Genomic DNA, 13,435 nt, shown 5'->3' on the forward strand with positions numbered 1-13,435 from the left:
AATGAACTCAGTTCCAATACAAGCAGCAAACGCCTGAGTTGGAACCGGTTCCGTTTTTTTAGTATAAAATAACTAATTCAGATTGTCAACGCTTTCCCGATGAATCATCTCGCAATTCATGACCGTCAGGAGATCCGCAGGCTCGTCGTTGACCAGCTTGATAATATGCTGTGCAGCGAGGTGCCCCGCTTGAAAATATCCATATTTAACCGTGGTCAATCCGGGGTGAATCACCTCGGTTACATCGTATCCGCCAAATCCGGTAACGGAGATTTCGCTGGGAATTTGAATGCCCTTCATATGAGCAGCTTTCATCACGCCAAGCGCGATGTTGTCCGTGGCGCAGACCACCGCCGTTGGCAGCGTTCGATTAGATTGGAGAATCGTCAACGCGGTCTGAACGCCATCTGACATTTTAAAGCCACTTTCATAGAGATCGAGATTCACTTCCACACCAACATGCTCGCTCACCGCTTTCAGAAACCCTTCCTTTCGTTTGACCCCAACTGCAACGTCTTTTTCCGTAACACCAATATAAGCTATGTTACGATGTCCCTTGGACAGTACATAACGCCCCATGTCATAGCCTGCGGCATAGTCGTTATAAATCATGCTGTGAACATCCTTGTGCTGTTGTCCGAGCAGAAGAACGGGAATGCCGATCTCTTTAATCGCGGCAAGATGCGTCTCCGTCACCTGTGTGGCGAATAGAATGATCCCTGATATTTTTTGTCTGGCGAGGTCATACAGCGCCTCAATCTCTCGGGATAAATCCTGGCTTGCATTAATGATGAGAAGCTGATATCCGTGTTCCCTTAGTTCTTCGTCCATTCCGGCCACGGTCTGCGATGCGGAAAATGAGTCCAGACGCGGCATAATGGTGCCAATCATACTGGTTTTTTTCGCTTTTAAGCTCTGTGCAAAAGAATTCGGAATATAGCCGGTTTCCTGAATGACCTGCTCAATCTTTCGGCGTGTCGCATGGCTTACGGATCCTCCGTTTAAGAAACGGGAGACCGTGCTTTTGGCAACTCCGGCTTTGTGAGCGATATCGGCGATCGTGTTCTTCATTCACTGATCACCGGAGCCGCACAACAGGCTTTGATTCGTGTATGCATGAAGCTCTCCCCTTCGAGTTCGCATTTCTCTAACTATACCATGACCTCCGGGCGTCCGTGAAATTGCAGGCCTAGGGCCTATCTTTTTATAGACCATACCTCTCTAAGATCCAAACTTTGGCGTGGATAAAGCGATTCGAAGGGGATTATTCTTGGTTCCCCTTTACTTAACATGCAGATGGTCTATGGCTTTCCCCTTAGACTTGCACGGTTCGCTCAGCCGATTCTACGGTATGCTTCAGCAGCGTAGCAATCGTAACAGGGCCCACGCCGGCAGGTACCGGCGTAATCGCGGAAGCAGCCTTCGCGCAAGCTTCATAATCGCAGTCACCGATATTCCCTTTGTTATAGCCTGCATCCAATACAACGGCCCCCGGCTTGATCCAATTCCCTTGAATGAAATTGGGTTTGCCTACGGCAGCAACAACAATATCCGCCTGCGAGACAATATTGGCGAGATCCTTCGTTCTCGAATGACAGATCGTAACCGTTGCATTGCGATTCAGCAGCATCATCGATACCGGCTTGCCGAGAATCGGACTGCGTCCAACAACGACGGCATGTTTCCCTTCAATCGGCAGGTTGTAATAATCCATAATCGCAAGTATCGCCGCAGGCGTACAGGAAGGATAGTCGGCAAAACCAAACGCATTTTGCGAGAACCCAAGCGTGGTGACCCCGTCCACATCTTTTTCAATATGGATGGTATCAAAAGCCGCTCGTTCATCGATATGATGGGGTACCGGATGCTGCAGCAGAATGCCGTGAACATTGGGATCCTCATTCAGCTCTTGAATGGCAGCCATCAGTTCCTCCGTTGTTGTCGACTCGTCTAACACCACTTTTTTGGATATAATTCCAAGCCGCTCACAGGCATTTCCCTTCATTCGCACATAGGTTGCCGAAGCCGGATCTTCTCCTACCAATATCGTTGCCAGACAAGGGGTTACCCCTTTCTCCTTAAGCTCCTGCACCTTCACGGCCAGCTTGGCCTTGATATCGTCGGATACCAGCTTTCCATCCAAAATCAAAGGTTCCTTACTCATTGCACATCCGCTCCTTCGCCATTGTTATTGTAATAAACATAAAGAGGCAAGGCGACATCTCTGTCTCCTTACCTCTTGCCCAGGCGTACGGCATATGATCCTATGTGCTCCCTCTTGGTGACCCAAGTTACGCCAGTAACACATAGATAACTTTTTTTAATATACCATGACTTTGGACTTCACGCTACCAGGATGATGCGCCCGTTCCAAATCGTAATCTTTTTGATTAGATTATTAAAAACACGTATGTTGCCGATTGTCCAAGCATAGAATGTGCTAAGAACATTTCGCTTCAGGAGGACTTGATGAAACATCCCGTTGTATTCAAAATGCTGCCCTTCATCCTGCCGCTTGTCTTCGTGATTCCGGTCTTAACGATATGGCTGCAAAAGGGTTCTGGTTCCAGGCTCGTCGAAATCCTTGACATGCAGCAGGTCAAAACCATTTTTACTGGCATCTTCCTTGAGGCGCTACCTTTTGTTTTGCTAGGCGTGCTGCTCTCGTCCCTTCTGCAAATGTTTGTAAAAGAGCAATGGGTGCGCCGACTTATACCCAAAAATCCGCTCATCGGCGTTTTGTTTGCTTCCATGCTGGGCATCGTGCTTCCCATATGTGAATGCGGGATGATACCGGTCGTCCGAAGGTTGATGTTAAAAGGGATGCCTGCCTACATCGCAGTCACCTTTATCCTCAGCGGCCCCATACTGAATCCGGTCGTGTTCGCCGCAACCATCATGGCCTTCCGCTCGCATCCCGAAGTGGTGATCGGCCGGATGGGACTAGCATTGGCCGTTGCCGTGACGGTAGGTTTAATCGTATATGTATTCTCCAAACATAATCCGCTCAAGCGATCCTTTCAGGAGTTTACCGAACAGGGCTCCGTCAATGGGGGTCGGAAAATACATGAGCACCCTAAAACATGGAGAAGCATGTTTGTTCACGCCGGAGACGAATTAATTGAAATGACCAAGTATCTGGTTCTTGGCGCGTTCTTGACCGCCTGTATCCAATCCTTCATTCCAAGGGATGAATTGTTGGCATTAGGAAACGGTCCTGCCGCCTCTTATCTGTTCATGATGGGGTTTGCGTTTATATTGTCGCTCTGCTCGACTTCGGATGCCTTTGTCGCGTCTGCGTTCACGCACAGCTTTTCGGTCGGTCCGCTGGTTTCCTTTCTTGTTCTCGGCCCGATGCTGGATTTCAAAAGCTTGCTTATGCTGTCCGCTACGTTCAAGACCAAATTCGTAATCGGTCTAAGCCTGCTGGTTATCACGCTGGTCTTTATCGGCTCTATAGCCGTTGATGCTCTGTTTCGAGGTTAGCTTATTGGGGAGGAGGCTGATGTAAACGATGATTTCCAGCTGGGCTATACGGGGCCATTATGTGCTTCGGTCGCTGCTCATTGCAGCTCTTGCCTTCTATATCATGCATCTGAATGCTACAGATTCTCTTCATTATTACCTGGCTCCACACATGCAGACCCTGCTGCTGCTCTGTCCGGTCCCGCTTCTATTCATTGCATTCGGTATGCTGTGGCACGCTCTTGGGGGTGATACCGGAGAGGTGTGTGATTGCGAGCATCCCCTGCCTAACGGCTTTGTCAAAAACATGACCGTCTACGGGTTGTTCGCAGTACCGCTGCTGTTCGGCCAGCTTCTGCCGAATCAAGCTCTTGGAAGCGACATGGCTTCCAAAAAAGGCATGATCTACACCTATCCGAACCCGGATGTCCGCCGTAAGGCCGAGGACCAGAACGCCTCTGCAGCCTCTGAGACAAATAACCACTCTCTATCTGCTGATCAATCGGCGACCCAAGACGCCTCGCAGCAGGAGCTGTTTATTGCCAAGGACATCTACAGCGTGGAATTCGCAGAGCTCGCCAAGCGTTTATATACGCTTTCCGTCATTTCGGTTAAACCTGACATTTTCTCGGAGACCGTCGGTGCCATCGATATGTATAAACAGCAGTTTCAAGGAAAATCCATTACAGTCCAAGGATTCGTCCATCGGGATAAACATATGTTAGAAGACACGTTTGCCGTCAGCCGATTCCTTGTCATGTGCTGCACCGCTGACGCCATCCCGTTTGGCATTATTGTCCGCGGCGCGAACGCTTCGTCTTTTGACAATGACACATGGGTCCAGATCGATGGCACGATCCAGGTGAGTACCCTAAATGGTGAGGAAACTCTTCAAGTGCAAGCCGAAGAAATTCAACCGATTGAGCAGCCGGCATCCCCGTACATTTTTACAAATGCGGACTCCGTGGCGGAGTTTGATGAACTGTATTCCAATATTAAAGATACCGGGAGGTAAGGAACCGATGAGCAAAGTGCCTGTAATTATGATTAGCGGTTTTTTGGGAAGCGGCAAAACAACGCTGCTGCTCAGACTGCTGGATTATGCCGCCAAGCAGCAGTGGAAGACAGCCGTATTGATGAACGAGATGGGCGATCAGGACGTGGATGGGGCTATCGTATCCGGCGAAATGCCGGATCTTCCGATCGAGAAGCTGCTTGACGGCTGCATCTGCTGCACCAAACGAAGCGAGCTTGGGCAAGCTCTGAACACCCTGTTAGATCAGAAACCTGATCTCATATTTATTGAGACTACCGGAGTCGCGAACCCTGAGCAGATTCTTGAGGATCTGCAGGATCCGTCCCTTGTGGATCGCATATCGATCCAGCGCAAAATCGCTTTGGCCGACGGCAGAAAATTTCTGGAATACAACAGCTTCTTCGCATCCAGCCGCGAACTGGTCCGTACCCTACGGGGACAAATCAGCTTCGCGGATATTATCATCCTTAACAAAGCAGGTGAATGCGAAGAGAAACATCTCAACAAGGTCATCACTTCCATACGAAAAATAAACACGGCCGCAAGCCTGTCCGTGACCGATTACAGCCTTATAGATGAGCTGGAAGTGTTTCGTGAATTCTCACGGCCAGCGGATGTTCGCATAGATCAAATTCAAGACACACCATGGAGTGAAGAGGCCCTCAAACATGAGCCTCATCCCCAGGGAGCCCCAATATTCGCGAATCACCGCCATCAACATGGAGTGGAGTCAGAGCAGACAAATCCCTCCTTCTCGGGTCTGGATACCTTAACGTTATCCGCGCCAACCCCTATCCCGCTTCGCATAAGTGTGATCGAAGCCTTTTTGACCGCGCGCAGGTCCAGCCTGATACGAGCCAAAGGCTATATTCAGCTCTCGACTGGCCCCACACTTGTTCAGTGGGCGGGTTCACAGCTGGAATGCCAACCAAGCACCCTGCGGCTGCAGCGCGGATATCTCACACTCATCGGCCATCGTCTGGATAAAACGCGCATCGTACAGGAATGGGAGGACTTACTGAGCGGCGTGGTGCAGTAAAGTGAAAATCAAGTGGAAATAATCCCAAGAAATGTGAGTGCAACCGCGATGGGAGGAACGTTTCATACATGGAGCACCTTCCAGCAGGAAAAGGGGCATCTCACAAGATCTAAGATCTTATGAGACACCCCTTACGGTGAAACTGGTAGTTTAAACACATACGTAATTCCGATAGAATCATAATTTAGTCCCGGGGATAATTCACTTCCATGATGTCCATAAATGAAATTTTAGTAACCTCACCATTATGTTTCATATGTACCTTCCCTGTTCGGGAGTCCATTTGATCGATTTGTCCGCGAACCGTCTCTTCCCATCCCCATACCGTTAATACAATCACAGATTCCTCTTGGTAAGCTTCTGTAAGTTGATTGCCGAGCTCTTCAAGTACAAACTCATCTCTAGTAGGTCTCTTTGGTACTTTTGCCTTGGCCATATCCTTGCCCTCCTGATTTATGTTGTTCATGCTGCAGCATTAAATTTCGAATGAACGATTTCTTTCATCAAAACGATGAATTGGGAATCTTCTTCCTATTATACATCAAAAACGATCCAGAATGCTCAGTCCATCACTTATCTCAACGGATGATAGGCAGAACAAAAAAACAAGCCTTGATAATCAAATCAAGGCTTGTTTTTATGCGTAATCATTACGATTAATTTCAGTCAAAAAATATAGTCCTACATAAGGGACTCATTCTCTTCTAATACCATCCATGGCAGCGGATTGTTAAATGTTGACCATTCAAGCTGCATTTCCTCGTCCGTTAACAGACATCCATCCAGGTCCTGCTCGATTTGCTCCCGCTCCATCTGAATGCCAATCATCACGAGCTCGGTCATCCGATCTCCCCAGACGCCATCCCATTTTCTCCGGATATCCGGTTCGCTCTGAATCAGCTCCTGCTGCTCCTGCTCGGTTAATGCAGCGACCCAGTATCCTGCCGGTCCGAACTGAATGGAGGGACCCGCCTGACTTAAGCTTGCAGCCACATCCTCACGCACAGCCAGCCATGCGATTCCTTTGGCGCGTACGACCTCTTCGGGCCAATCCCCCATGAATTCGGCCAGCCGCTCGGGATGGAACGGTCTTCTTCTCCGGTAAACAAATGAGCTGATGCCGTATTCATCCGTTTCCGGCACATGCTCTTCCTTCTGAAGCTCCTGAATCCATCCGGGCGATTGACTCGCTTTTTCAAAATCAAAAAGCCCGGTGTTCAGGATTTTCGCAGGGGAAACCTGTCCGTTCACTGTACGAATGATGCTGGCACTTGGCTGAAGCTTGCGCAGTATACCCTCGACCTTGGTCAATTCCTCTTCGCTTACCAGATCACATTTATTCAACAGCAGCACATCACACATCTCAATCTGATCAATCAACAGATCGACCACTTCCCGTGTATCCTCTTCGCCCAGCGCTTCCTTCCGATCGAGCAGGCTTTGGCCGGAAGAGAAGTCTTTCCAGAATCGGTTGGCGTCCACTACCGTTACCATGCAATCCAGCCTGGCGAGGTCAGACAATTGCACACCCGAGACCTCATCCGGATAGACAAAGGTCTGCGCGACAGGCACGGGCTCACTTATTCCCGTTGATTCAATCAGAATGTAATCAAAGCGCTTCTCTTCCGCCAGCTTCTGTACTTCCTGCACCAGATCTTCCCGAAGTGTGCAGCAGATACAGCCGTTGGACATTTCGACCAGCTTCTCATCTGTGCGCGACAAGCTTCCCTCTCCTCGAACCAGATCTGCATCAATATTCACTTCACTCATGTCATTAACGATGACAGCTACCTTCAATCCCTCACGGTTATGTAATACATGATTAAGAACCGTTGTTTTCCCTGATCCGAGATAGCCGCTAAGTACAGTAACCGGTATTCTTGTATTATTCATTTATTGAACTCCCTCCATTCATTAATCGTAATAATTACGATTAATACGTTTTGATATTATATCTCCTCCGTTCAAATGTCAATCCTTCTGTACAAAAAAAACGCCTCAAGCAGTAAAAAACCTCCGGCGCCTTATGTACCGGAGGTTTATGCCATATTGCAGCGAGGCGCGAGTCATGATGTTGAGCTACCCTCTATGATTTAACATGCTCTTTTGTCTGCTTATCGCAGAGTCAATCCTCTGCTGCTATTATTTATATTGAAGCCTATCATTCGTCTTTCCAGATGACCTGCTCGCCGTAATCTTTTCCCCAATCGTACATCAGTTTCAGGATTGGCATTAAGCTCTCCCCATAAGGCGTGAGCGAGTATTCGACTCTGGGCGGGACCTCGGGATAAACCACTCGATGCACCAACTGATCCTCTTCCAGCTCACGAAGCTGATTGGTCAGCATTTTTTGCGTGATATGAGGAATCATCCTGTTTAGCTCACCGAAGCGTTTGACGCCTTCCAAGCCAAGATGCCATAGAATGATCAGTTTCCATTTGCCGCCGATGACCGCCAGGGTTAACTCCTTATGGCAGTTTATTTCTTTGAGATTAATCCGCTGCTTGACTTCACTAGCCATAATTAACACCCCTTCCTCCCTATAGTATACAACGGGCGCGGCCATATCATCAAAATGGAAAACCTCACATAATCAAGCTTCTATTCCAGATTGGCGTGCAGCCCAAACATATTGTCCGACTGCAGTTCCTTCTGTTCCATCAATCTGAGTATGACGGCATCCAGCACGATCAGCAAGGTCTGCTCAAATAAGGAAGCCATCGGTTGAACGGTTACGAGATTATCCGGATTCTGGTCTTTGGTTGCGCCTGGAAGCACAACAACCGTATCTGATAGTTTACCCAATCGGGATTCGGGCTTAATGGTTACAACCGCTAAGGCAGAACCGATGCTTTTGGCCTTCTGGGCCATGGCCACCAAGCTCTGCGTCTCGCCGGAACCTGAACCGATCAGGAGTAGATCCCTCTCTCCAATAGCCGGAGTTACCGTTTCACCCACAACATGGACCTTGTATCCCATCTGCATCAACCGCATGGCAAAAGATCGGATCATCAGACCGGATCTTCCGCCTCCCGCTACAAAGATAGACTCGGATCTCATAATTCGTTTGATCAATTCCTCAATCTGGGTACCATCGACCTTCTGTACAGATTCCGAGATCTCCCTGGCAATCACATCTGCATGCTGAAAAATCGGTTTATCCATCGTCCTTAAGCCTGCTTAACCCATTGCTGCATTTGGGCAGCAGCGGCTTTCTTATCCGATTGGCCCGTGATTCCACCGCCAACGATTACGAGATCGGGGTTCGCTTGGATCACCTCAGGCAGAGTCTCCAGCTTGATTCCTCCTGCAACGGCTGTCTTGGCATTTTTGACTACACGTTTGATCGCTGCCAATTCTTCGAAGGAGTTTTTGCCTTCCGCCTGATGGTCATAACCGGAATGCACGCAAATGTAATCCACGCCGAATGCATCAATCTCCCGTGCTCTTCCCTCGATATCCTTCACATTAATCATGTCCACCATCACCTGTTTGCCTTGCTTCAGGGCTTCAGCCACAGCGCCTTTGATGGTAGAGTCATCGGATACACCCAATACCGTGATAATGTCCGCACCAGCCTCGGATGCCTTCATCACTTCATAACCGCCAGCATCCATAATTTTAAGGTCAGCGAGCACGCGCAGATGCGGAAATGCCTCCTTGATGGCTTTTACGGCGTGAAGGCCCTCGTTAATGACAACCGGTGTTCCAATCTCCACGATATCGATAAACTCGGCTACCTCGGCCACCACTTCCTTTGCTTCCGAAATATTCACCAGGTCTAATGCCAATTGAAGTTCCATATTGTTAATCTCTCCTTATGAGCGTATTGGTTAGCTGTTACACGCTCATTGTAGAGCCATTACTTTACTTTATGGAAGTACGTACTTATAAGTGAGATACTTACGGCGAAGTAAGTAATGTGGTGGGACAAGGGTTTGCAGGCTCTCCTTTTCCGCGAAAATATTTTGGATAACATGCTAGCGCCCAGGTAAAAAACAATTAAGGTCATTTATTCGCTTCTGTCTCACCAGCTGCTGTGGTTTAATATAGTTGTCCGGCCGGACTAAATGATCGGAAAGGAGGCTGAACGAATTGATTCAGAATATGGAGGTGGCATCTGCGTAAGCGGATGCCGCGTTAAGGGGAGTCCATCTTGGACTCCCCTTCATTCATTTTATTCATAAATAACGGCTTTGATTTCGTCACTATCGATGTTGTTTTTATCATACCAGTAGAAGCCCGTATCAATCTGCGGTTCTACCTTCTCTCCTTTGATAGCGGCAACAGCCGCTTTCACCGTCTCATATCCGATGCCGACCGGGTTTTGCGTGATGGCTCCCGCCATCGTTCCGTTCTTGATGGCATCGATCTGCGCTTTTCCGGAATCGAAGCCGACCACCACGATCTGGCCTTCCTTCTTCATCTCCGTTACCGCATTAATGACACCGACCGCAGATCCTTCATTCGCCCCGAAAATCCCTTTCAAATCCGGGTGTGCCTGCATCATCGCTTTGGCAAGGTCCGTGGATTTCAGATGATCTCCGCCCCCATATTGGATATCAACGATCTCAATATTCGGATACTTGTCTTCGATCTGCTTCTTGAAGCCGTCGCGACGGCTTACGCCCGTGACACTTGTCTGGTCATGGACCACCATCGCGATTTTGCCTTCATTCCCGATGAGCTTCGCCATCTTATCCGCCGCTAATGCAGAAGCTGCCATATTGTCTGTAGAAGCAGTTGTTACCGGAATGTCGCTTTCCACGCCGGAATCAAAGGCGATCACCGGAATATTGTTTTCCTGGGCTTTTTTCAGATAAGGAATCGAAGCCTGACTATCCAGTGCAGCGAACCCGATCGCGCTTGGTTTCTTGTCCAGTGCAGCCTGCAGCATTTCGATCTGCTTATCCACCTGGGATTCCGTTTCCGGTCCTTCAAAGGTAATCCGTACGCCCAGCTCCTGCCCAGCCTGCTCAGCTCCTGCTTTCACCGCCTGCCAGAATTGATGCTGAAAGCCTTTGGAAATAATCGGGATATAGATTTCTTCCTCGGCACCGGAGCCTGAGCTTGAACCGCCCTCGCTTGGACTATCGGTACCTGTCGCTGTACTGCCTGATGCGCCGCAAGCCGCCAGCAAGCCTGCAGTCAGCATGAGAATCAGAACCAATACGGAAAGCTTTTTCATAATTTCAATCTCCCCTTATGTTTCAGTAATGTACATCTATAGAACTTCCAATCCGGAAGTTTCTACACAACAAATCTGCTTCTGATCAAGCTTAATTCCGTCATTGAAACGCTTGAAACGCTTCACGCTTTACGTCTGCGAAGAATATCCGCATATACCGCAAGAATGATAACGAAGCCAACCACAACGGTCTGCCACTCCTGAGGCACAGACAGAATGCGCAATCCGTTCGTCAGCACACTCATTATCAGAGCACCGATGACCGTTCCGATAATGGTGCCCTTCCCTCCGCTGAGCGAAGTTCCCCCAATCACCACCGCTGCGATAGCTTCCAGCTCATACCCGGCACCCAGCGCCGGATTGGCCGAATTCAATCTCGATGCCATCATGACGCCGGCCAGGCCGGTAAAGGCGCCGGTTAAGGTGTAGATTACGATTTTCCAGAAGCCTACATTAACGCCCGACAATCGGGTCGCCTCTTCGTTGCTGCCAAGCGCAAAGTTATATCGGCCGATAATGGTCTTCGATAGGATAAGATATCCGACAATAGCGGCAACAAAGAAAATGACCACTGCATTCGGAATATCGAGTCCCGGTATCAACCAGCCCAACACGCTGCCTTGGGAGACCTCTGCAAAACTCTCGGCGTCGTTGAAATATACCGGCTTCGCCCCTGAGATGATTAACGCCAACCCTTTGGCTATCATCATCATCGCCAGCGTGGCAATAAAAGGCGGGATCTTCATTTTCGCAACCGCCGTTCCGGACAGAAGTCCGCATAAAGCGCCCATCAATATGCCTCCAAGGATACCAACAGGAACCGGCAAACCCCAGAACGTAATGCATACCCCTGTCATAACGCCGCTGAGTGTCATGACCGTACCAACCGATAAATCAATGCCTCCCGTAATAATGACAAAGGTTGAACCCAGAGCCAGCACGCCGATCACGGCAGTGGAGAGAAGAATCCCCACGATATTGGAGAACTGAAAAAAATTGCTGGATGAAATCGTGAAGAAAACAATGAGAACGACCAAACTTGCAAGCGCCAGCACTTGCTGAAGCGCACCTGACTTGATTTGAATGTTCATCTACTAATTCCTCCTGACGTGTATGGATAACGGCTTACATTCTCGCTGTTGCCAGATGCATAATGGTTTCTTGGGTAGCCTCTTCATGATCCAGTTCGCCTGTAATCCGGCCCTCACACATCACAAGAATCCGATGACTCATCCGCAGAATCTCAGGCAGCTCCGACGAGATCATGATGATTGATTTGCCCTGCGCCGCAAGTTCGTTCAGCAATCTGTAAATTTCGCTCTTCGCCCCCACGTCAATCCCGCGCGTAGGTTCATCGAAGATCAGAATATCGCAATCGCGCGTCAGCCATTTGCCAATGACCACTTTCTGCTGATTGCCGCCGGAGAGGAACTTTACCTCCTGGTCAACATGCGGCGTTTTGACCTTCAATCGTTCGACCATATCCTCCGCTTGCTTGCGAATCTTTACCGTATTCACCCATCCGCCGGGACGGAGAAATCCAGGGTAGGAAGCAATGACCACATTGCTCTTCACATCCAGGTCAACAACGCATCCGTATCGCTTGCGGTCTTCGGATAAATACCCGATTCCTAGACGTACCGCGTCATGCGGGCCTCTCATCTTCACCCTGGAGCCATGGATGTATATCTCTCCGGATTGGATGCGGTCCGCACCGAATATCGCTCGCGCAAGCTCGGTGCGCCCCGCACCCACCAGACCCGCAATGCCTAGAATCTCTCCTTTTCTCAGGGTGAAGCTAATATCTCTCAAGGCTCTGCCTTGATTCAGCCCCTTCACCTCCAATACCGTCTCGCGCTCGCCTGCCGCGGCTTCCGGCTTCGAGGTCTCGTAAATCTGCCGGCCAACCATCTTGGATATAATATCCTGGGTGGTGACTTCAGCCGTCAACACCGTATCGATGTACTGCCCGTCGCGCATCACCGTAATGCGATCCGTAATCCGCTTGATTTCGTCCATTCGATGCGAAATGTAAACGATTCCAACTCCGTCGGCGCGAAGCTGACGAATGATGCGGAACAAATCTTCGATCTCGGTCTCGCTTAAAGCTGCCGTCGGCTCATCCATAACCAGTACATCCGCGTTATAGGACAAGGCCTTGGCGATCTCCACCATCTGCTGCTTGGCTACCGTTAATTCCGATACCTGAATGGCTGGATCCATATCAAGCCCCATTCGCTGGAACAATGCCTTCACCTGCCGGTGCAGCGCCTGATCATCCAGAAACAGACGGAGCCTTCGCCGTGGCTCACGACCGATGAATATATTCTGAGCAACCGTCAAGTCCGGCGCCAGGTTCAGTTCCTGATGAATCATGCTGATTCCGGCGTCTTGAGCCGCTTTCGGATTCGTTAACTCCACGGGTTTCCCTTGGTACGTAACTGTACCTTCATCCTTCTGGTACACGCCGGTCAAAATCTTCATCATGGTCGACTTGCCCGCACCATTCTCACCCATCAGCGCATGAACTTCGCCGCGCCGCAGCTCAAATTGGCAGTTGTTCAATGCCAGCACACCCGGAAATTCCTTCGTGATTCCTTCCATCTGCAGCAGCACTTCACTCAAAATCTCTCACCTCTCCAGCATTGATGCATTTATTCATCATTGTATAAGCCGGTAAGTTTCACGGGAATGGAATATTCTCTGT

General features: G+C 49.4%; 13 protein-coding genes and 1 riboswitch. Of the genes, 3 read left to right on the top strand and 10 right to left on the bottom strand.

What is annotated here, in order from left to right; all coding sequences use genetic code 11:
- Positions 1-72: 72 nt before the first annotated feature.
- Together PGL02S_RS01990 and PGL02S_RS01995 are read right to left on the bottom strand one after the other, a co-directional pair.
- Complete coding sequence (locus PGL02S_RS01990; RefSeq protein ID WP_036637129.1) at positions 73-1,071, bottom strand: LacI family DNA-binding transcriptional regulator; 999 nt, start codon at positions 1,069-1,071, stop codon at positions 73-75.
- Positions 1,072-1,315: 244 nt separating this feature from the next.
- On the bottom strand, positions 1,316-2,164 hold the full coding sequence (locus PGL02S_RS01995) for a bifunctional 5,10-methylenetetrahydrofolate dehydrogenase/5,10-methenyltetrahydrofolate cyclohydrolase (protein ID WP_036637127.1): 849 nt from the start codon (positions 2,162-2,164) through the stop codon (positions 1,316-1,318).
- A 70-nt stretch (positions 2,165-2,234) separates the two neighbouring features.
- Positions 2,235-2,314, bottom strand: a riboswitch (ZMP/ZTP riboswitch).
- Positions 2,315-2,469: 155 nt separating this feature from the next.
- On the opposite strand from PGL02S_RS01995, the gene PGL02S_RS02000 reads away from it, so the two are divergent.
- The 3 genes from PGL02S_RS02000 to PGL02S_RS02010 are packed head-to-tail and all read left to right on the top strand — an operon-like array spanning position 2,470 to position 5,540.
- Positions 2,470-3,486, top strand: a complete 1,017-nt coding sequence (locus PGL02S_RS02000; RefSeq protein ID WP_036637125.1) for a permease — start codon at positions 2,470-2,472, stop codon at positions 3,484-3,486.
- A gap of 28 nt (positions 3,487-3,514) precedes the next feature.
- Positions 3,515-4,480 (top strand): TIGR03943 family putative permease subunit, encoded by a 966-nt coding sequence (locus PGL02S_RS02005; protein ID WP_036637123.1) that lies wholly within the window; start codon positions 3,515-3,517, stop codon positions 4,478-4,480.
- Positions 4,481-4,487: 7 nt separating this feature from the next.
- Complete coding sequence (locus PGL02S_RS02010; protein ID WP_036637121.1) at positions 4,488-5,540, top strand: CobW family GTP-binding protein; 1,053 nt, start codon at positions 4,488-4,490, stop codon at positions 5,538-5,540.
- 184 nt (positions 5,541-5,724) lie between these two features.
- Here the strand turns inward: PGL02S_RS02010 and PGL02S_RS02015 are convergent, their stop codons facing one another.
- From PGL02S_RS02015 to PGL02S_RS02050, 8 genes are all read right to left on the bottom strand, one after another.
- Complete coding sequence (locus PGL02S_RS02015; RefSeq protein ID WP_036637119.1) at positions 5,725-5,976, bottom strand: YolD-like family protein; 252 nt, start codon at positions 5,974-5,976, stop codon at positions 5,725-5,727.
- 245 nt (positions 5,977-6,221) lie between these two features.
- Positions 6,222-7,433 carry a GTP-binding protein gene (locus tag PGL02S_RS02020; protein WP_036637117.1) on the bottom strand — a complete coding sequence of 404 codons (1,212 nt, stop codon included), beginning with the start codon at positions 7,431-7,433 and terminating at the stop codon, positions 6,222-6,224.
- A gap of 268 nt (positions 7,434-7,701) precedes the next feature.
- The gene (locus PGL02S_RS02025; protein ID WP_036637115.1) at positions 7,702-8,061 is read right to left on the bottom strand and encodes a winged helix-turn-helix transcriptional regulator; all 360 of its coding nucleotides are present in this window, start codon (positions 8,059-8,061) and stop codon (positions 7,702-7,704) included.
- Positions 8,062-8,141: 80 nt separating this feature from the next.
- Positions 8,142-8,705 carry a 6-phospho-3-hexuloisomerase gene (gene hxlB, locus PGL02S_RS02030; RefSeq protein ID WP_036637112.1) on the bottom strand — a complete coding sequence of 188 codons (564 nt, stop codon included), beginning with the start codon at positions 8,703-8,705 and terminating at the stop codon, positions 8,142-8,144.
- A gap of 5 nt (positions 8,706-8,710) precedes the next feature.
- On the bottom strand, positions 8,711-9,343 hold the full coding sequence (hxlA, locus tag PGL02S_RS02035) for a 3-hexulose-6-phosphate synthase (RefSeq protein WP_006211004.1): 633 nt from the start codon (positions 9,341-9,343) through the stop codon (positions 8,711-8,713).
- 374 nt (positions 9,344-9,717) lie between these two features.
- Positions 9,718-10,728 carry an ABC transporter substrate-binding protein gene (locus PGL02S_RS02040; protein WP_036637110.1) on the bottom strand — a complete coding sequence of 337 codons (1,011 nt, stop codon included), beginning with the start codon at positions 10,726-10,728 and terminating at the stop codon, positions 9,718-9,720.
- Between the two features lie 122 nt (positions 10,729-10,850).
- Positions 10,851-11,819 (bottom strand): ABC transporter permease, encoded by a 969-nt coding sequence (locus PGL02S_RS02045; RefSeq protein WP_036637108.1) that lies wholly within the window; start codon positions 11,817-11,819, stop codon positions 10,851-10,853.
- 34 nt (positions 11,820-11,853) lie between these two features.
- Entirely contained in the window at positions 11,854-13,353 is a 1,500-nt protein-coding gene (locus tag PGL02S_RS02050) for a sugar ABC transporter ATP-binding protein (RefSeq protein ID WP_036637106.1), read from the bottom strand.
- Positions 13,354-13,435 lie beyond the last annotated feature (82 nt).

The organism is Paenibacillus glucanolyticus NBRC 15330 (genome assembly GCF_004000885.1).
GTDB lineage: Bacteria > Bacillota > Bacilli > Paenibacillales > Paenibacillaceae > Paenibacillus_AQ > Paenibacillus_AQ glucanolyticus.